The 16,747-nt window shown below is 66.5% G+C and carries 18 protein-coding genes; 8 read left to right on the top strand and 10 right to left on the bottom strand.

The window, feature by feature from the left end; all coding sequences use genetic code 11:
• Positions 1-49: 49 nt before the first annotated feature.
• The 6 genes from LCI23_RS05845 to LCI23_RS05820 form a co-directional block, all read right to left on the bottom strand.
• Entirely contained in the window at positions 50-1,015 is a 966-nt protein-coding gene (locus LCI23_RS05845) for an ABC transporter permease (RefSeq protein WP_224945254.1), read from the bottom strand.
• Between the two features lie 3 nt (positions 1,016-1,018).
• Positions 1,019-2,110, bottom strand: a complete 1,092-nt coding sequence (locus LCI23_RS05840) for an ABC transporter permease (RefSeq protein WP_224945252.1) — start codon at positions 2,108-2,110, stop codon at positions 1,019-1,021.
• A 15-nt stretch (positions 2,111-2,125) separates the two neighbouring features.
• Complete coding sequence (locus LCI23_RS05835) at positions 2,126-3,655, bottom strand: ABC transporter ATP-binding protein (RefSeq protein ID WP_224945249.1); 1,530 nt, start codon at positions 3,653-3,655, stop codon at positions 2,126-2,128.
• 103 nt (positions 3,656-3,758) lie between these two features.
• Positions 3,759-4,769: a BMP family protein gene (locus LCI23_RS05830; protein WP_224945247.1), complete on the bottom strand. Its 1,011-nt coding sequence runs from the start codon at positions 4,767-4,769 to the stop codon at positions 3,759-3,761.
• A gap of 384 nt (positions 4,770-5,153) precedes the next feature.
• Positions 5,154-6,140 (bottom strand): alpha/beta hydrolase, encoded by a 987-nt coding sequence (locus LCI23_RS05825; RefSeq protein WP_224945244.1) that lies wholly within the window; start codon positions 6,138-6,140, stop codon positions 5,154-5,156.
• Between the two features lie 118 nt (positions 6,141-6,258).
• Complete coding sequence (locus tag LCI23_RS05820) at positions 6,259-6,792, bottom strand: DUF2231 domain-containing protein (RefSeq protein WP_224945243.1); 534 nt, start codon at positions 6,790-6,792, stop codon at positions 6,259-6,261.
• A 170-nt stretch (positions 6,793-6,962) separates the two neighbouring features.
• On the opposite strand from LCI23_RS05820, the gene LCI23_RS05815 reads away from it, so the two are divergent.
• The 4 genes from LCI23_RS05815 to pcp all read left to right on the top strand — a co-directional run bounded on the left by LCI23_RS05815 (position 6,963) and on the right by pcp (position 9,750).
• Positions 6,963-7,265: a YciI-like protein gene (locus tag LCI23_RS05815; RefSeq protein WP_224945242.1), complete on the top strand. Its 303-nt coding sequence runs from the start codon at positions 6,963-6,965 to the stop codon at positions 7,263-7,265.
• Between the two features lie 78 nt (positions 7,266-7,343).
• Complete coding sequence (locus LCI23_RS05810) at positions 7,344-8,042, top strand: DUF969 domain-containing protein (RefSeq protein ID WP_224945241.1); 699 nt, start codon at positions 7,344-7,346, stop codon at positions 8,040-8,042.
• Positions 8,039-8,992, top strand: coding sequence for a DUF979 domain-containing protein (locus LCI23_RS05805; RefSeq protein ID WP_224945240.1), 954 nt, complete (start codon positions 8,039-8,041; stop codon positions 8,990-8,992). The genes LCI23_RS05810 and LCI23_RS05805 overlap by 4 nt, the downstream gene beginning before the upstream one ends.
• Positions 8,992-9,750 carry a pyroglutamyl-peptidase I gene (pcp, locus tag LCI23_RS05800; protein ID WP_307727707.1) on the top strand — a complete coding sequence of 253 codons (759 nt, stop codon included), beginning with the start codon at positions 8,992-8,994 and terminating at the stop codon, positions 9,748-9,750. The genes LCI23_RS05805 and pcp overlap by 1 nt, the downstream gene beginning before the upstream one ends.
• Here the strand turns inward: pcp and LCI23_RS05795 are convergent.
• The gene (locus LCI23_RS05795; protein WP_224945239.1) at positions 9,635-10,042 is read right to left on the bottom strand and encodes a hypothetical protein; all 408 of its coding nucleotides are present in this window, start codon (positions 10,040-10,042) and stop codon (positions 9,635-9,637) included. The genes pcp and LCI23_RS05795 overlap by 116 nt on opposite strands.
• A gap of 204 nt (positions 10,043-10,246) precedes the next feature.
• Here LCI23_RS05795 and LCI23_RS05790 point away from each other — a divergent pair, with 204 nt between their 5' ends.
• Positions 10,247-10,456 (top strand): hypothetical protein, encoded by a 210-nt coding sequence (locus LCI23_RS05790; RefSeq protein ID WP_224945238.1) that lies wholly within the window; start codon positions 10,247-10,249, stop codon positions 10,454-10,456.
• Here the strand turns inward: LCI23_RS05790 and LCI23_RS05785 are convergent.
• Genes LCI23_RS05785 through LCI23_RS05775 form a run of 3 tightly spaced genes read right to left on the bottom strand, consistent with a single transcriptional unit; the run spans position 10,443 to position 13,444 of the window.
• Positions 10,443-11,363 carry a LysR family transcriptional regulator gene (locus tag LCI23_RS05785; RefSeq protein ID WP_224945324.1) on the bottom strand — a complete coding sequence of 307 codons (921 nt, stop codon included), beginning with the start codon at positions 11,361-11,363 and terminating at the stop codon, positions 10,443-10,445. The genes LCI23_RS05790 and LCI23_RS05785 overlap by 14 nt on opposite strands.
• Positions 11,364-11,376: 13 nt before the next feature.
• A complete protein-coding gene (locus LCI23_RS05780; protein WP_224945237.1) occupies positions 11,377-12,297 on the bottom strand; it encodes a pseudouridine-5'-phosphate glycosidase in 921 nt (306 codons plus the stop codon).
• A gap of 4 nt (positions 12,298-12,301) precedes the next feature.
• Entirely contained in the window at positions 12,302-13,444 is a 1,143-nt protein-coding gene (locus LCI23_RS05775; protein ID WP_224945235.1) for a carbohydrate kinase, read from the bottom strand.
• A 276-nt stretch (positions 13,445-13,720) separates the two neighbouring features.
• On the opposite strand from LCI23_RS05775, the gene xapA reads away from it, so the two are divergent.
• Genes xapA through deoC form a run of 3 tightly spaced genes read left to right on the top strand, consistent with a single transcriptional unit; the run spans position 13,721 to position 16,729 of the window.
• Positions 13,721-14,566 carry a xanthosine phosphorylase gene (gene xapA, locus LCI23_RS05770; protein ID WP_224945233.1) on the top strand — a complete coding sequence of 282 codons (846 nt, stop codon included), beginning with the start codon at positions 13,721-13,723 and terminating at the stop codon, positions 14,564-14,566.
• 16 nt (positions 14,567-14,582) lie between these two features.
• The gene (locus tag LCI23_RS05765) at positions 14,583-15,776 is read left to right on the top strand and encodes a phosphopentomutase (protein WP_224945231.1); all 1,194 of its coding nucleotides are present in this window, start codon (positions 14,583-14,585) and stop codon (positions 15,774-15,776) included.
• Positions 15,773-16,729 carry a deoxyribose-phosphate aldolase gene (deoC, locus tag LCI23_RS05760; protein WP_224945229.1) on the top strand — a complete coding sequence of 319 codons (957 nt, stop codon included), beginning with the start codon at positions 15,773-15,775 and terminating at the stop codon, positions 16,727-16,729. The genes LCI23_RS05765 and deoC overlap by 4 nt, the downstream gene beginning before the upstream one ends.
• The last annotated feature ends 18 nt before the right edge of the window (positions 16,730-16,747 follow it).

Raw genomic sequence — 16,747 nt, 5'->3', positions numbered from 1 at the left:
AAAAAAATGGCCTGCAAACCTGCAGGCCACCGATTGACACCACGTCGGTTCAGCGTGACTTGACGAAGGGCCTGCCCAGTGCCTTCGGCGCTACCGACTTCGCCATCAGCCCGGCCAGCACGATCACGGTCAGTACATACGGAATCATCTGGATCAGCGCGCCCGGGATGCGGCCCACCACCGGCAGGTCCACACCTTCGATCTGTACCTGCACCGCGCCGAAGAAGCCGAACATCAGGCAGCCCAGCACCGTGTGCAGCGGACGCCAATTGCCGAACACCATCGCCGTCAGCGCCAGGTAGCCGGCGCCGGCCGACATGTCGCGCAGGAAGAAGCCGCTCTGGACGATCGACAGGTAGGCGCCCGAGAACGAGCACAGCACGCCGGCGATCAGCATCGCGGTGTAGCGGGTGCGCTGCACCGAGATGCCGGCGGCGTCGGCCGCATGCGGGTTTTCGCCGCAGGCGCGCAGGCGCAGGCCGAAGCGGCTGTGGTACAGCACCCAGTGCACCACCGGCAGCAGCAGGAAGGCCAGGTAGACCAGCACGGTATGGCCGCCGATCACGCTGCCGTACAGCCAGCCGATGAAGGGAATATCGGCAACAGCCGCGGTGCCCGGCAGGACGATCTCGGCCAGGCGCGCCTCGCCCAGGTCGGGCGTGCGGCCGCCCTGCTGGAAGAAGTACTGCGCCACCACGAAGGTCAGGCCGCTCATGGCGATGTTGATCGCCATGCCCGCGACCAGCTGGTTGCCCTTCTGGGTGATCGACACGAAGGCCTGGGTCAGGGCCAGCATGCTGGACGCCAGGATGCCGGCGGCGATGCCGATCCACGGGTCCTGGTAGGCGTAGGCGACGCCGGCCGAGACGAAGGCCGAGGCGAGGATCTTGCCCTCGAGGCCGAGGTCGATCACGCCGCTGCGTTCGGCGAACAGGCCGGCCATGGCTGCGAAGATCAGGACCGGCGCATTGCGAATCATCGTGACGACGATGCTGGCGAATTGGAAGTCGTCCATGGCTTAACCCTTGTTTGCCTTGTTTTTTGCATTGATCAGTTTGAGGACGGCGGGCGCGTACAGGTTCTCCATGGCGCCGCAGAACAGGATGATCAGTCCCTGGATGAAAATGAAGGTTTCCTGCGGGATGTTCGGCTTTTCCAGCGACAGGTCGAAGCCGCCCTGGATCAGCGCGCCGAACAGCACCGACGACAGGAAGATGCCCACCGGGTGCTGGCGCCCCATCAGCGCGATCGCGATGCCGATGAAGCCGGCGCCGGCAGGGAAGTTCAGGCTCAGGTAGTGGGTCGAGCCAAGGATCGAGTTGACGGCGGCGAGCCCCGCCAGCGCGCCCGAGATCAGCATCGCCACGATGATCATGCGGCTGATGCGCACACCGGCGTAGTGGGCCGCGTGCTGGTTCAGGCCGGTGGCCTGCAGCTTGTAGCCCCAGGGCGAGCGCGTCATCATCACCCAATACACCGCCAGCGCCACGATCGCGAAGAAGAAGCCGATGTTCAGCGGGGTGTCGCCCAGCACCGGGAACCACTCGCCCAGGCGTGGCATCCACGCCGCTTCCGAGAACACGCGGCTGGCCGGGTTCTGGTCGCCCTCGGGGATCAGTTTCAGGATCAGGAAGTTCATCAGGCTAGCGGCGATGAAGTTGAACATGATGGTCGTGACCACCACGTGGCTGCCGCGCCTGGCCTGCAGGTAGCCGGGCAGGAAGGCCCAGCCGGCGCCGAACACGGCGCTGGCCAGCATCGCCAGCGGAATCAATAGCCAGGGCGAGAGCGAGGCATCGAAAGCCAGCATGGCCAGGGTCAGGCCCAGGCCACCCAGGTACATCTGGCCTTCGGCGCCGATGTTGAACAGGCCCGCCTTCATCGCCACCGAGACCGCCAGGCCGGTGAAGACAAAGGTGGAGGCGTAGAACAGGGTGTAGCTCAGGCCTTCCGGATTGATGACGGCGCTGTTGATCAGGATCTGCAGCGATTCGACCGGGCTCTCGCCCAGCAGGTGGATCACCAGCGCGGCCACCAGCAAGGCCGAGAGCAGGTTCAGGACTGGCAGGACGAAGCCCGAGGCCCAGCGTGGGAGTTCAGTCGTTTTCATTGGCTTGTTCAGCTCTTAATGCTTGTGCATCCCGCCCATCAAGAGGCCGATGCGGGTCGTGTCGAATTCGTCGATGTTCAGTTCGCCGGTGACGCGGCCGCCGGAGACGACCACGATGCGGTCGGCCAGCGCGCGCACTTCTTCCAGCTCGGTCGACACCAGCAGGATCGCCACGCCCTCGTCGCGCAGGCGCAGCAGTTGGGTGTGGATGCTCTCGATGGTGCCGATGTCGACGCCGCGGGTCGGCTGGCCGACCAGCATCAGTTTCGGGCTGGCGGAGACTTCGCGCGCGATCACGACCTTCTGCTGGTTGCCGCCGGAGAGCAGGCCGATGCGCAGGCCAGGGTCCTTCGGGCGCACGTCGAAGGCTTCCAGCAGGTGCGTGCAGCGCCTGGCGATCGCCTCGAAGTCGAACAGGCCCAGTTTGTTCCTGACCCGGTCCTGGTAGCCGAACACGGTGTTCTGCATGACCGTGAAGTCCTTGATCACGCCGTCGCGCAGGCGGTCTTCCGGCACGTGGCCGATGCCCAGCTCGCGGAAGGTGGCGGGCAGGCCGTCGGCATTGGCGCGGCCGGCATAGGGCAGTGCCTGGCCGAGGAATTCGACCGTGCCGGAAGTCGGCAGGCGCATGCCCGACAGGATTTCCATCAGTTCGCTCTGGCCGTTGCCCGACACGCCGGCAATCGCCACGATCTCGCCGGCGCGCACCAATAGGTCGATGTCGGACAGCAGCTTGACCTTGTTTTTGTCCTGCAGTTGCAGGTTCGAGACCTTGAGCACCGGCGCGCCCGGATTGAAGGGCTTGCGCGGCAGGTTGCCTTCGATCGGGCGGCCGACCATCATGTTGGCCAGCTGCTCTTTCGAGGTGTCTTGCGTGGCGACGGCGCCGGCCACGCGGCCCGCGCGCATCACCGTCACCTGGTCGGTGATCTCCATGATCTCGCCCAGCTTGTGGGTGATCAGGATGATGGTCTTGCCCTGTTCCTTGAACAGGCGCAGGATCTCGAACAGCGAGGCGGTCTCCTGGGCGGTGAGGACGGCGGTGGGCTCGTCCAGGATCAGGATCTCGGCGCTGCGGTAGATCTGCTTGAGGATCTCGACGCGCTGTTGCGCGCCCACCGACAGGTCGTGGATGGTGGCGAGCGGATCGACGTCGAGGCGGTAGCGGGCGCAGATCTCGCGCAGCTTGGCCTCGGTTTCCTTGCGCTTGGCAGCCAGCTTGAATCCGCCCTCGGTGCCCAGCATGACGTTGTCCAGCACGGTCATGTTCTCGACCAGCATGAAGTGCTGGTGGACCATGCCGATGCCGAGCGCGATCGCCTCGAACGAGGTGCGGATCTGGCGCTCCTGGCCGTCGATCAGGAGCTGGCCGCTGTCGGCATTGTAGTAGCCGTACAGGATGCTCATGAGGGTGGACTTGCCCGCGCCATTCTCGCCGATCACACCGTGGATCGAGCCTTTGGCGATCGAGAAGCTGACGTCAGCGTTCGCCTGCACGGCCCCGAAGGCCTTGCTGATGTTGCGAAATTCTACGGCTGGCTGCATTGCGATCAGTAATAAGGGTTTGGTAAATGCGAAGAAGCCTTCATTCAAAAGCGCGCCGGGCCGGGGGGAACCGGCGCGGCGCGCTTTCTGAGGGAAGGGCGGATCAGACCGGGCAGCTGCCTGCCGCGCGGTAGTCGATGACCTTGATCTTGCCGTTGATGATGTCGGTGCGCACGGCGTTCACGCGCTTTTCCATCTCCGGCGACACGACCGCGCGGTTGTCCTTGTCCAGGACCCAGTCCACGCCGCCTTCCTTCAAGCCCTTGTAGGTGACGCCCGCTTTCCAGGTGCCGTTCTTTTGCGCCATGAAGGATTCATATACCGCGTTGTCGACGCGCTTGACCATCGAGGTCAACATGCTTCCCGGGTGCAAGTAGTTCTGGTTCGAGTCGACGCCGATCGCCAGCTTGCCCTTGGTCTTTGCCATCTGCAGGGCGCCCATGCCGCTGCCGCCGGCCACCGCGAACACCACGTCGGCGCCGCGGTCGAACTGCGCACGCGCCAGTTCGCCGCCCTTGGCCGGATCGTTCCAGGCCGCGGCGGTGGTGCCGACCATGTTCTGCATGATCTCGACTTTCGGGTACTGCGCTTTCGCGCCTTGCGCATAGCCGCAGGCGAAGGCGCGGATCAGCGGGATGTCCATGCCGCCGACGAAGCCCAGCTTCTTGGTCTTGGAGGCCATGGCGGCGGCGACGCCGACCAGGTAGGAACCTTCCTGTTCCTTGAACATCACCGAGTTGATGTTGTTACCCTGTGCGACGCTGTCGATCAGCACGAAACGCACGTTCGGGAACTCCTTGGCGACTTTTTGCACCGCCTGGGTCTGCGAAAAGCCGATCGCCGCGATCAGGTCGACCTTCTTGCGCGCCAGGCCACGCATCACCTGCTCGGCCTGGGTATCGCTGTTGGCCTGCACTTCCAGGACCTTGATGCCGGTTTCCTTGCTGAAGCGCTGCAGGCCTTCGAAGGCGGACTGGTTGAACGACTTGTCGAACTTGCCGCCCGCATCGTAGACCATGCCAAGCTTCGGCGCGGCGGGCGCAGCGTGTGCAATGCCTGCGCTGCCGGCGACGCACAGCGCCGCAATGGTCATGGAAAGTTGCTTGAGTTTCATGAATGAGGCTCCTGGGAATTTCGATATTGTACCCGGCCCGACAATGAGACAGGAACGGGCGGCGCAAGCTGCATCGTCAACGGCGCCGCCCGAAGGCCTTGCGTCCGACCATGCGCAGCGCATTGTGTCAGCCGCACGACGCGCGTGTGGTTACGATTTGTATCGTGGACTTGATTCTCTCGACAGTGCTTGCTGCGTGTAGCTTGAGTGCAACAGACCCGGAGCGGAACCAGCCGCGATGCCGCGCATTCAAGAGAAATCAGGGAAATCCGGATGTACGCAGCTCAGCCTGTCAAATATGCATCAAGCGACATATTGATGACAAATACGATTTTACTTGGCAATTTATTCCAAGGAAATATAACTGCTGACAATTTTCACCAATTATTTTGCTATGGCGTTCATCGTGTTGAACGCGGGCAGGGGTGCGGCTGGTGTGACATCCGGCCTCGGGCCGACTTCCTGGCCGAGGTCGACGATGGCTTGCGCGGCATCCGCCGCAGCCGGTTCCGCGGCCGGAAGCTGGGGAGGGGCGGCCGGTTTCGCGAACTGGCGCGTGAGGAAGCTGGCGATCAGGGCCTGGGTCGCTTCGAGGTAGGGGATGTTCATGTGGTCCGAGCCGGGCACGGTGTCGTCGGCCACCAGGGTGGCGAGCTTGCCCACCAGCTGGTCGGTGTGCGAATGCGGCACCACATCGTCTTCGAGGGCGCGCAGCACGTAGGTTGGGGCCTTGAGCGAGGGCGCGTACTTGATCGACTCGAAGCGGTGGCGCAGCATGTACTCGATCGGCATCACGCGGAAGCGCCGCTTGGCGATGGCCAGGATCGAATCGTAGGGCGTGATCAGGACCACCGAATGCACCGGCCTTTCCTTGGCCACCTGCACCGCGACCCCGGAACCGAGGCTGCGGCCGACCACCGCGATGCGCGCCGCATCGACCTGGCCGAGGGCGGCGAGCCAGTCGTACAGGGTGCAGCCATCCTCGATCATGTGGATCTCGGCCGGCACGCCATGCGACTGGCCGTAGCCGCGGTAGTTCATGGCCAGCACCGTCATGCCGGGGAACAGCTTGCCGGCGTCGCGCGCGACCCAGGACACTTCCTCCGAGCGGCCGCCGAAGTACATCACGGCCGGACGCGGGCCTGGAACGAGCGGCGTGAGCAGCCAGCCGCAAAGGCGGGTACCGTCCCGGGCGCGCAGGACGATGGGGCGGGTGCGGTGCCCGCTGCTGCGCGGGCTTTCGACTTCGGGCGTGATGCAGGGATTGAACACCAGGCGGCGCTGGTTGGCCGCTACCGCGGCCGTCAGGGTCAGCCACAGGAAGCTGGCAAACCCAGTGATCCCCGCCGCCATTTTCTTTGAGGTGTCCATGCTCCCAGTCTACGCGCACCCCAGCCGTTTGTTCTGTGCGGCACTTCGCTCAGTGGAGCGCGCAGGAAATCAGGTGCGGAACAGTTGGGCCAATACAACACTACGCGCCTGCTTCCGCTCATTCCGGGGCGTGCAGCGAGGACGGTCCGGCGGCAACGTACTGTTCCACATCCGGCGCGCGGTGGTCGATGCGGATGTCGTCCTGGTCGGTGTGCACGCCGGCTTCGGCGCGCTCGCCCGTGCCCGCTTCCTTGCCCATGCGCTGGCTCAGGTATTCCGAGGCCAGCACGCCGGCCGCGGACAGGGCTGTCAGCGCCAGCGAGCCGCCGCGCGCATGCGTGCCCTGGCGCCGCAGCACTAGGTTGGCGGCGCCTACCAGCAGGGCGGCGCCGGTCAGCGCGCCGTGCAGCTGGCCTTCGTGCCGGGCCTCGCCCTGCGGCTTGTCGGCGACGTAGTCGGCCACGCCGGCCACCCCCGCAGCCAGCCCGCCAATGATGCCGCCGGCCATGCTCAGGTAGGAAGCCTTGGCATAGTCCTCGTCGCCGGTGGCGCTGTGCATGGCGTCGAGGATGAAGCCGAAGGGAATGAGGACGGCCGGCGCGGCGCCCAGGACCGCATGCAGGGGTTGGCCGGCGAGGGTGATCTTGTTCATCGCGTGCTCCTGGCAGTAGTTGTTTACGCGGCCAGTGTGGCATAGGGCAGGACGGGACAACGCACGCTTGGGCTGGCGTGCGGCAAGGGGGGCAGGCGATCGCCGCCCGACGCGCCGATCCGGTAAGATCGGCCCTCCAGGCCTTGCCGCCGCCACCGACCGGAGTCCCCGTGCACTACTTGTTGATGTATGACCTTGCTCCCGACTACCTCGAACGCCGCGCCGCGTTCCGCGATGCCCATCTGACCCTGGCCTGGGAAGCGCAGCGGCGGGGCGAGCTGGTACTGGCCGGTGCGCTGGCCGACCCCTGCGACCGGGCCGTGCTGGTGTTCAGCTGCGACACGCCGGAACCGGTGCAGCTGTTCGCCGCCCGCGATCCCTACGTCACCCACGGCCTGGTGCGCGCTTTCCACGTGCGGCAGTGGAATACCGTGGTGGGCGAGGCGGCCTTCGCTCCGGTGCATCCGGGCTGATCCCGCCAGTCTTTCCGACGGCAAACTTGCACTGAACTTGGGGTAAGATTGTCCGGCTATCGACCAGCCGGAGAGTTCATGCACACTGCCGTCAACCTGTGGCCGCTGCTCGGCGTCGCCGTGATCGTCGCCGGCTTCCTGCTGCGCGCCCACCCGGTGCTGGTGGTGGTGGCCGCCTGCGGCGTCACCGGCCTGGCCGCGGCGATGCCGGTGCAGGCCATCCTCGCCACGCTCGGCACCGCCTTCGTCAAGACGCGCAACCTGCCCTTGATCCTGCTGCTGCCACTGGCGGCGATCGGCCTGCTCGAGCGCGCCGGCCTGCGCGAACGGGCCCAGGCCGCGATCGCCAGGGTACGCTCGGCCACGGCCGGGCGCCTCCTGATCGTCTACCTGTTCGCGCGCGAGACCTCGGCCGCCGCCGGCCTGACCAGCCTGGGTGGCCAGGCCTCGATGGTGCGCCCGCTGGTGGCGCCGATGGCCGAAGCCGCGGCCGAAACCCGCCACGGCAGCCTGCCCGAAACGCTGCGCCACCGCATCCGCGCGATGGCCGCGGCCACCGACAACGTCGGCCTGTTCTTCGGCGAAGACATCTTTGTCGCCTTCGGCGCCATCGTCCTGATGCAGACCATCCTGAACGCCGAAGGCATCGCCGTCAATCCGCTGCACATGGCCCTGTGGGGCATCCCGACCGCCGTCACCGCCTTCGTCATCCATGCCTGGAACCTGCGCCGGCTCGATGCGCACATCCTGCGCGAGATGGGAGCGCCGAAGGCATGATCTCGCTCGAGCTGTTCTACCTCGTGGCCGGCCTGCTGTTCCTGGCCGTCGCCCTGATGAACCTGGGCGATCGCAGCAATCCGCGCCGCTTCACGAGCGCGCTGTTCTGGGGGCTGTACGCCTTGCTCTACCTGGCGGGCGAACGCCTGCCGCCGGCATTCGTGGGCGCCCTGATGATCCTGATGGCGCTGCTGGCCGGTTTCCGGGGCGTGGCCGGGGGCAAGCCCGACATGCCGCCAGAGGAGCAGCGGCGCGCCTCCAGCGCCCGGCTCGGGAACCGCCTGTTCATCCCGGCGCTGGTCCTGCCGCTGGTGACCATGCTGGGCGCCACCGTCTTTTCCGAGGTACAGGTGGGCGGCCTGCCGCTGCTCGACCCGAAGCACCTGACCCTGGCCGCCCTCGGCGTGGCCGCCCTGCTGGCGCTGGGCGCGGCCTGCTGGCTTACGCGCGCGACGCCGCTGCAGGGCGTGCGCGAGACGCGCCGCCTGGTCGACGCGGTGGGCTGGGCCTTCGTGCTGCCGCACATGCTGGCCGTGCTCGGCCTGCTGTTTACCGAGGCCGGCGTGGGCAAGGCGGTCGCGCACGTGACGACCTCCTACATCGACATGGATTCGCGCTTCGTCGCGGTGGCGGTGTTCTGCATCGGCATGGCCCTGTTCACGGTGGTGATGGGCAACGGCTTCGCCGCCTTCCCGGTGATGGCGGGCGGGGTCGGCATTCCGGTACTGGTCGGCATGTACGGCGCGAATCCGGCGGTGATGGCGGCGATCGGCATGTTCAGCGCCTACTGCGGCACCCTGATGACGCCGATGGCGGCCAATTTCAACATCGTGCCGGCCGCGCTGCTCGAGCTGCCCGACAAGAACGCCGTGATCCGGGCCCAGGTGCCGACCGCGCTGCCGCTGCTGGCCGCGAATATCTTCCTTCTGTACTTCCTGATGAACCAGTGATGAAAACCGTGCTGCTCACCGGCTTCGAGCCGTTCAATCATGCGCGCGTCAACCCGGCCTGGGAAGCCGTGCGCGCGCTGGATGGGTGGAGCGGCGCGCGCTTCCGGGTCGAGGCGCGCCAGCTGCCCTGCGTGTTCGTGGAGGCCAGCCGCGCCCTGTGCGCGCTGGTGGATGAACTGGCGCCCGACATCGTGATCGCCGTCGGCCAGGCCGGCGGACGGGCCGAGATCTCGGTGGAGCGCGTGGCGATCAATGTCGACGACGCGTCGATTCCCGACAACGCCGGCCGGCAGCCGGTGGACCGCCCGGTCCGGGAAGACGGTCCGGCGGCGTATTTCAGCACGCTGCCGCTCAAGGCGATGGTGGCGGCGCTGCGCGGCAAGGGCCTCGCCGCAGGGGTGTCGCAGACCGCCGGCACCTTTGTCTGCAACCACGTGTTCTACGCGCTGATGGATCACACGGCCGGCACGCCGGTGCGGGCCGGCTTCATCCACGTGCCCTTCCTGCCCGAGCAGGCCGAGGAGCGGCCGGACGCGCCGCCCTCGATGCCGCTGGACGACATCATCCTCGGCCTCATGACGGTGGTGGAAACGGCGGTGGCGGTGGAGCGCGACGTGGCGCAGGCTGCTGCCGGTCGAAGGATCAGCGCTTCTCTTGCAGCTTCTCGCCGGCGCGTTCCAGCGCGGCGCCGGTCTTGTCGCCCACCTTGTCCGACGCTTCACGCACCTCGGCGGCGGCTTCCTTGGTTTCCTGCTTGATCTCGGCGCCGGCTTCGCGCATGTTCTGGCCGGCCTTGTCGGCGGCCTGCTCGATGTTTTCGCCAGCGCGGTCGGCGGCGGCGTCCACGCGTGCGGCGGCGTTTTCGGTCGCGTTCTCGACATTCTGCGCAGCTTCACGGGTTTCCTGGGCGGCGTTCGCGGCGGCGTTGTCGACGGCTGCGCCTGCTTCCTGGGCCGGGCCCATGTTCGGGTTGTCGTCGGCTTTCTTGCAGCCGGTGGCCATCACGGCGACAGCCAGCATCAGGGCGGAAATGGTTGCGGTGGTTTTCATGGTGTGCTCCTTGTAAAAGGGTTCAGGTTATTCATCTTTTGACAAGAGTGTGCACCAATGGGTGGATGAGAACGGTGCGCGAAGTAACGCAGAATAAAGAAAAGATTGCCTTTACAGCAAAATTTATCGAGGCCGATTAGCTGATCGATTTTATTGAAATACGGTGGCCTTGGAAGGTGCAGGGGCGGGTGTTAGGATGAATCAATGGACCGCCGTACCGACTACAAAACCGCCCTGCTGATCGACGCCGCCATCCACGAGGCTGCCAGCGAGGGACGTTCGCATGCCGCCACCGGACTGGCGCGGCTGGGCGTGCCGCTGGCGGTCGCGGTGCGGGTGCTGACCCGTCCGGCCGACCGGCGCCACCAGATCGCCTCGCTCAGCACGGTGGCGGTGGAGATCAGGCGCCAGTGAGGTCGCGGTCTTCTTCCGGCGCCAGCATGTTCAGGAAGGCGCGCACCACCGGCGCATCGCCCTCCACCGGATAGGCGATGTACAGGTTGGCCGAGGGCGGGTTGCTGCGGATCGGCAGGAAGCGCACCCCGGGCCAGCCGATGCGGCTGGTGGTCTGCGGCAGCAGGGCCACGCCGAGGCCGGCGCCGACCATGGCCAGCAGGGTCTGTGGCTCGGCCGCTTCCTGGAAGATGGTCGGCTGGAAGCCGGCGTTGACGCAGCACTGGATCAGGTAGCGCGGTTCGGCCGACTGGTCCAGGTGCAGGGTCAGCATCGGCTCGTGCGCGATATCGGCCAGTTCGATGGCCTCCTGCGCGGCGAGCGGATGCTTTTCGTTGATCGCCACGCACACATTCTCGCGGAAGCACAGGTCCTGGCGCAGCTTGGCCTGCTTCAGCACGTCGGCGTCGATGCGCGGCTCGCGCCAGAAGCCGATGTCGATCTGGCGCGCGCGCAGCGCTTCCCACTGGTCGTTCGGGCCCAGCTCATGGATGGTCCAGGTCACGCGCGGATACTGGCTCTGGAACTGTTCCAGCAGGGCCGGAATCGGGCCCCACATGGCCGAGCCGACGATGCCGACCCGCAGGCGCCCGACTTCGCCGCGGTCGATCTGGCGGATGGTGTCGATCGTCATGCGCATCCGCGCCAGCAGCTCGGCCGCTTCCGCCATCAGCGCCTTGCCGGCCACCGTCAGTTCGAAGCTGCGCGTGGTGCGGGTAAACAGGCGCACCCCGAGTTCGGCTTCGAGCTTCATGATCTGCTGGCTCAGCGGCGGCTGCGAGATGTGCAGCCGCTCGGCGGCGCGCGAGAAGCTTTTTTCCTCGGCCACCGCCAGGAAGTAGCGCAGCTGTTTCAGGTCGATCGACATGGCGGGCAGGGGTTCAGGCGTGCGGGGTGGCATGCAGCGCCAGCGCCAGGTGCGCGCCGACCAGGGCGTTGTGCTTGACCAGCGCGATGTTGGTGTCGAGGCTGCGTCCGCCCGTGAGTTCCTTGATGCGCGCCAGCAGGAAGGGCGTGACGGCCTTGCCTTTGACTCCCTGCTGCTGCGCCTCGTCCAGGGCCTGGACGATGATGGCGTCGATTTCCGCCGACGGCATGGCCGCGTCGGCCGGTACCGGGTTGCTGACCACCACGCCGCCGGCCAGGCCGAGCTGCCACTTGGTGCGGATGAAGGCCGCCTGCTGTTCCGGGGTGTCGAGCTGGAAGTCGGCCCTGAAACCGCTCTCGCGCGTGAAGAAGGCCGGAAAGCCAGGCTGGCCCACGCTCAGCACCGGCACGCCCTGGGTCTCCAGGTATTCGAGGGTCAGGCCGATGTCGAGGATCGACTTCACGCCGGCGCACACCACGGCCACGCTGGTACGGGCCAGCTCCTGCAGGTCGGCCGAGATGTCGAAGCTGGTCTCGGCGCCGCGGTGCACGCCGCCGATGCCGCCGGTGACGAACACCTCGATGCCGGCCAGCTGGGCGCAGATCATGGTGGCGGCGACGGTGGTGGCGCCCAGGCGCTTCTGCGCCAGCACATAGGCCAGGTCGCGCCGGCTGACCTTCATCGCATCGGGAGAAGCGCCGAGCAGTTCCAGCTGGGCGTCGTCCAGGCCGACGCAGATCTTGCCGCCGATGACGGCGATGGTGGCCGGCACCGCGCCGGCGTCGCGGATGATCTGCTCGACCTCGCGCGCGGTCTGCACGTTCTGCGGATAGGGCATGCCGTGCGAGATGATGGTCGATTCGAGCGCGACCACGGGTTTGCCGGCGGCGCGCGCGGCCGCCACTTCGGGCGAGAACAGGAGGAAGGAGTGCATGGTTTCAGTCCAGGTTGGAGTCGTTGTAAGGAATAGCCGGGGCCGGGCCATCGAGGTGGCCGGGGGTGAGCGCCGGGAACACGGTCTGCGCGCAGCCGATGGTCAGGCTGGAGAGCTGCAGGCCGCGCCGGCAGGCCAGGGCAAGCTCGCCGCCGTCGTTGTTACTGGTGTACAGCGACCAGCAAACGGCGGCCGCAAAGGCATCGCCGGCGCCGGTCACGTCGACCACCCGGGCTGCTGGCGCATCGAGGCGCGCCAGGCCGGACGGAGCGGTGGCGCAGGTATAGAGCACGCCGCGCGCGCCACGCGTGACGATGATGTCCTGCACGCCCTGGGCCTGCAGTTCGCGGCACGCCGCGCCGAGCCCGTCTTCGCCGTCCAGCGCGCGGCCGGCGCGCGCCGCCAGTTCGCCTTCGTTCAGGATCAACAGGCGCAGGCCGGGCAGGGCGCGCGGCAGGCGCCCCATCTTCGGTTCCGATACCGCCACCAGCACCAGCGGGACGCCATCGCGCTGCGCGTCCTCCAGCAGGGCCGCGATGCTCTCGGAGGGCAGGTTCAGGTCGGCCACGATCAGCGCGGCGCCGGCGCGCTGCTGCTGGCGCGTGGCCAGGAAGGCCGGGTCGAGCCGTTCGTTGAGCGCCATGTCGGCCAGGGCCAGTACCATTTCGCCATCCTGGTCGAGCACCGCCGTGTAGGTGCCGCTGCTGGCGCCGTCCAGGCGCAGGGCGCCGCGCGTGTCGATGCCGGCTTCCTCGGCGTGGGCGAGCAGGGCGCGTCCGGACGCGTCGCCGCCCACTGCCGTGACCAGGGCGGTCGGTGTGCCCAGGCGCGCCAGGTTTTCGGCGATGTTGCGGGCCACGCCGCCAAAGGATTCCTCCAGGGTGGCCGGATTCGAGGTGCCGAGCGCCAGCCTGGCGGTGGTGCGCAGCTTGCGGTCCAGGTTGGACGCGCCGATGCACAGGATCGGGCGCTGGTCGGGCAGCACATAGGCGCGCCCCAGGATGCGGCGCTCGCGCACCAGCGTGGCGATGTAGTTGGCCACGGCAGAGCGCGACAGCCCGAGCTGGGTGGCAAGCTCCTGCTGGGAAATGAAGGGATTCCCGCGGATGAGCTCGTACAACTGTTCCTTCTTGGGCTGGTCGGTCACGGTGGCTCGCTGAAAAGCTGGTGGTTAAAACAAATGTTTGCATATGCTAGACAAATGTTTGGTCAGAGTCAAACTGTTTGTCCTGTTGTTTGACCCGGCTCAACGATACAACGCGTAATTTATTTTTTAAAGAAATAAATCGCCAAGAAAAATGGTATTTGCCATACATATTCGCCATCATGCATAGTTATAATATTCCGGCTGATATGTGCCCTTGCTCTAGCAACAACGGTGCCAGCCTCTCACCATTCCCCGATTCCGCTCACAAGGACACCCATGTTCAGCAATACCCCATTCGAAGCAGCAGAAGTCATCAAGGCTCGCAAACCCGGTTTCACGCCGCGCGCCGCACTGATCCTGGGCTCGGGCCTGGGCGTGCTGGCCGAGCAGATGCTTGACGCCGTATCGATCAGCTACGCCGACCTGCCGGGCTTCCCGATCAGCACCGTGCACGGCCACGCCGGTGAACTCGTCCTCGGTACCCTGGCCGGCGTGCCGGTGGTGTGCATGAAGGGCCGCGGCCACTTCTACGAAGGCTATGGCGCCGCCGTGATGACGTCCGCCGTGCGCACTTTCAAGCTGATCGGCTGCGAGATGCTGCTGGTGACGAATGCCGCCGGCTCGCTGCGTCCCGAAGTGGACGCGGGCAGCGTGGTGGTCCTGAACGACCACATCAACCTGCTGCCGGGCAGCCCGATGGCCGGCCCGAACGACGAGCGCTTCGGTCCGCGCTTCTTCAGCATGGCCAATGCCTACGATGCCGAGCTGCGCGCCCTGATCAAGGAAACTGCGGCCGCGAATGGCATCACCCTGAACGAAGGCGTGTACCTGGCCTGCCCGGGCCCGAACTTCGAGACGGCCGCCGAAATCCGCGCCTTCAAGGCGCTTGGCGCCGACGTGGTCGGCATGTCGGTGGTGCCGGAAGTGATCTCGGCACGCCACTGCGGCCTGAAGGTGGCCGGCATCTCGGCGATCACCAACCTGGCCGAGGGCCTGACCCCGTTCCCGCTGTCGCACGAGCAGACCCTGAAGTACGCGGCCGTCGCGGCCAAGGACCTGGTCACCCTGATCCACTCCTTCATCGAGCGCCTGGGCGCGACCCCGCGCAGCGAAGCAAACTAATCTAAAGCGAGATTCCATGTCACGCGCATTCATCCTCCTGCTTGACTCGTTCGGCCTGGGCGCCTTGCCCGACGCCGACAAGTACGGCGATCTAGGTGCCAACACCTTCGGCCACATTGCAGAATGGGCCGCAAACGAGGGCAAGCCGATGGCGCTGCCCAACCTCGAGCGCCTCGGACTGGCTGCCGCTGCCCACAAGGCCAGCGGCGAATGGGCTGCGGGCTTCGGCCAGCGCGACGGTTTCAGCGGCGCCTGGGGCGTCGCGCGCGAGCAGTCGACCGGCAAGGACACGCAGAGCGGCCACTGGGAGATCGCCGGCGTGCCGGTGCTGTTCGACTGGGGCTACTTCCCGAAGACGGTGCCGTCCTTCCCTCAAGCGCTGACCGACAAGCTGCAGGAACTCACCAAGGTGCCGGGCTGGCTGGGCAACTGCCACGCTTCCGGCACCACCATCATCAACGAGCTGGGCGACGAGCATGTCGCCAGCGGCAAGCCGATCCTCTACACCTCGGCCGACTCGGTGCTGCAGATCGCCGCGCACGAAGAGCACTTCGGCCTGGAGCGCCTGTACCAGGTCTGCGAAGCGGCCTATGAGCTGGTCAAGCCCTACAACATCGGCCGCGTGATCGCGCGTCCGTTCACGGGCGCCAACGGCGACTACAAGCGCACCAGCAACCGCCACGACTACGCCGTGCCGCCGACCGCGCCGACGCTGCTGGACCATGTGAAAAACGAAGGGGGCGAAGTCATCGCTCTAGGGAAAATCAGCGACATTTTCGCGGCGCAGGGCGTGACCCAATTGATCAAGGGCGCCGACAACATGGCCCTGTTCGACCGCCTGCTCGAAGTGGCCGACACTGCGCCATCGAAGTCGCTGACTTTCGTGAACTTCGTCGACTTCGACATGCACTTCGGCCACCGCCGCGACGTCGCCGGCTATGCGAACGCGCTGCACGAGCTGGACGCGCGCCTGCCGGAATTCATGGCCATGCTGAAGGACGGCGACCTGGTCGTCATCACCGCCGATCACGGCTGCGACCCGACCGCGCCGGGCTCGGACCACACCCGCGAGCACATCCCGATGATCTTCTTCGGACCGAATGTCGCCCCGCAGGAACTGCCGATCGCGAATACCTTCTCGGATATCGGCGCAACGCTCGCCAAGCACCTTGGCGTCAAACCACTTTCGAACGGAACCGCACTGCTATGACCCAGCCCCTGGATTTCAAACGTAACACCGCCGTCGGCCTCGACCTCGGGCTGGTCAAGCACGTCAAGGTGAACCGCAACGCGGCCGACCGCCGCGCCGCCAGCCTGGCGAACCGCCGCACCGTCAAGAAGGAATACCAGGCGGCCTGGCTGGTCCGCGCCGTCGAGTGCATGGACCTGACCACCCTGGGCGGCGACGACACCCCGGGCCGCGTCGAGCGCCTGTGCATGAAGGCGATGCGCCCGCTGCGCGCCGATTTGATGGGGGCACTGGGCCTGGAATCGCTCACCACCGGCGCCGTCTGCGTGTACCACGAGATGATCGGGCCGGCCGTGAAAGTGCTGCAAGGCCGCCTGCCGATCGCCGCCGTGTCGACCGCCTTCCCGGCCGGCCTGTCGAGCATGGAAACCAAGCTGCGCGAGATCGAGCTGTCGGTCGCCGCCGGCGCCACCGAGATCGACATCGTGATCACGCGCCAGCATGTCCTGCTGGGTAACTGGCAGGCGCTGTACGACGAAATGCTGGCCTACCGCCAGGCTTGCGGCGACGCCCACGTGAAGGCGATCCTCGCCACTGGCGACATCGTCACCCTGGACAACGTGGCCAAGGCCTCGATGGTCTGCATGATGGCCGGCGCCGATTTCATCAAGACCTCGACCGGCAAGGAGGGCGTCAATGCGACCATCCCGGTGTCGCTGGTAATGACCCGCGCGATCCGCGACTACTACGAGCAGACCGGCTTCCAGGTCGGCTACAAGCCGGCCGGTGGCGTCTCCACCGCCAAGGCCGCGCTGCAGTACCTGACCGTGATGAAGGAAGAACTCGGCAACGACTGGCTGCAGCCGCACCTGTTCCGCATCGGTGCGTCGAGCCTGATGACCGACATCGAACGCCAGCTCGACCACTACGTGACCGGCAACTACTCGGCCGCCCACCGCCACGCGCAACCATAAAACAGCAACGGATTCGTC

The organism is Massilia sp. MS-15, from assembly GCF_020176695.1.
Classification (GTDB): domain Bacteria; phylum Pseudomonadota; class Gammaproteobacteria; order Burkholderiales; family Burkholderiaceae_D; genus Telluria; species Telluria hydrophila.
This window is presented reverse-complemented; position numbering and strand designations above follow the sequence as displayed.

Excerpts from the sequence above, each read along its gene's own strand:
- LCI23_RS05845 (WP_224945254.1), bottom strand. The coding sequence starts at position 1,015 with ATGGACGACTTCCAATTCGCCAGCATCGTCGTCACGATGATTCGCAAT.
- LCI23_RS05840 (WP_224945252.1), bottom strand. The coding sequence starts at position 2,110 with ATGAAAACGACTGAACTCCCACGCTGGGCCTCGGGCTTCGTCCTGCCA.
- LCI23_RS05835 (WP_224945249.1), bottom strand. The coding sequence starts at position 3,655 with ATGCAGCCAGCCGTAGAATTTCGCAACATCAGCAAGGCCTTCGGGGCC.
- LCI23_RS05830 (WP_224945247.1), bottom strand. The coding sequence starts at position 4,769 with ATGAAACTCAAGCAACTTTCCATGACCATTGCGGCGCTGTGCGTCGCC.
- LCI23_RS05825 (WP_224945244.1), bottom strand. The coding sequence starts at position 6,140 with ATGGACACCTCAAAGAAAATGGCGGCGGGGATCACTGGGTTTGCCAGC.
- LCI23_RS05820 (WP_224945243.1), bottom strand. The coding sequence starts at position 6,792 with ATGAACAAGATCACCCTCGCCGGCCAACCCCTGCATGCGGTCCTGGGC.
- LCI23_RS05810 (WP_224945241.1), top strand. The coding sequence starts at position 7,344 with ATGCACACTGCCGTCAACCTGTGGCCGCTGCTCGGCGTCGCCGTGATC.
- LCI23_RS05805 (WP_224945240.1), top strand. The coding sequence starts at position 8,039 with ATGATCTCGCTCGAGCTGTTCTACCTCGTGGCCGGCCTGCTGTTCCTG.
- pcp (WP_307727707.1), top strand. The coding sequence starts at position 8,992 with ATGAAAACCGTGCTGCTCACCGGCTTCGAGCCGTTCAATCATGCGCGC.
- LCI23_RS05795 (WP_224945239.1), bottom strand. The coding sequence starts at position 10,042 with ATGAAAACCACCGCAACCATTTCCGCCCTGATGCTGGCTGTCGCCGTG.
- LCI23_RS05790 (WP_224945238.1), top strand. The coding sequence starts at position 10,247 with ATGGACCGCCGTACCGACTACAAAACCGCCCTGCTGATCGACGCCGCC.
- LCI23_RS05785 (WP_224945324.1), bottom strand. The coding sequence starts at position 11,363 with ATGTCGATCGACCTGAAACAGCTGCGCTACTTCCTGGCGGTGGCCGAG.
- LCI23_RS05780 (WP_224945237.1), bottom strand. The coding sequence starts at position 12,297 with ATGCACTCCTTCCTCCTGTTCTCGCCCGAAGTGGCGGCCGCGCGCGCC.
- xapA (WP_224945233.1), top strand. The coding sequence starts at position 13,721 with ATGTTCAGCAATACCCCATTCGAAGCAGCAGAAGTCATCAAGGCTCGC.
- LCI23_RS05765 (WP_224945231.1), top strand. The coding sequence starts at position 14,583 with ATGTCACGCGCATTCATCCTCCTGCTTGACTCGTTCGGCCTGGGCGCC.
- deoC (WP_224945229.1), top strand. The coding sequence starts at position 15,773 with ATGACCCAGCCCCTGGATTTCAAACGTAACACCGCCGTCGGCCTCGAC.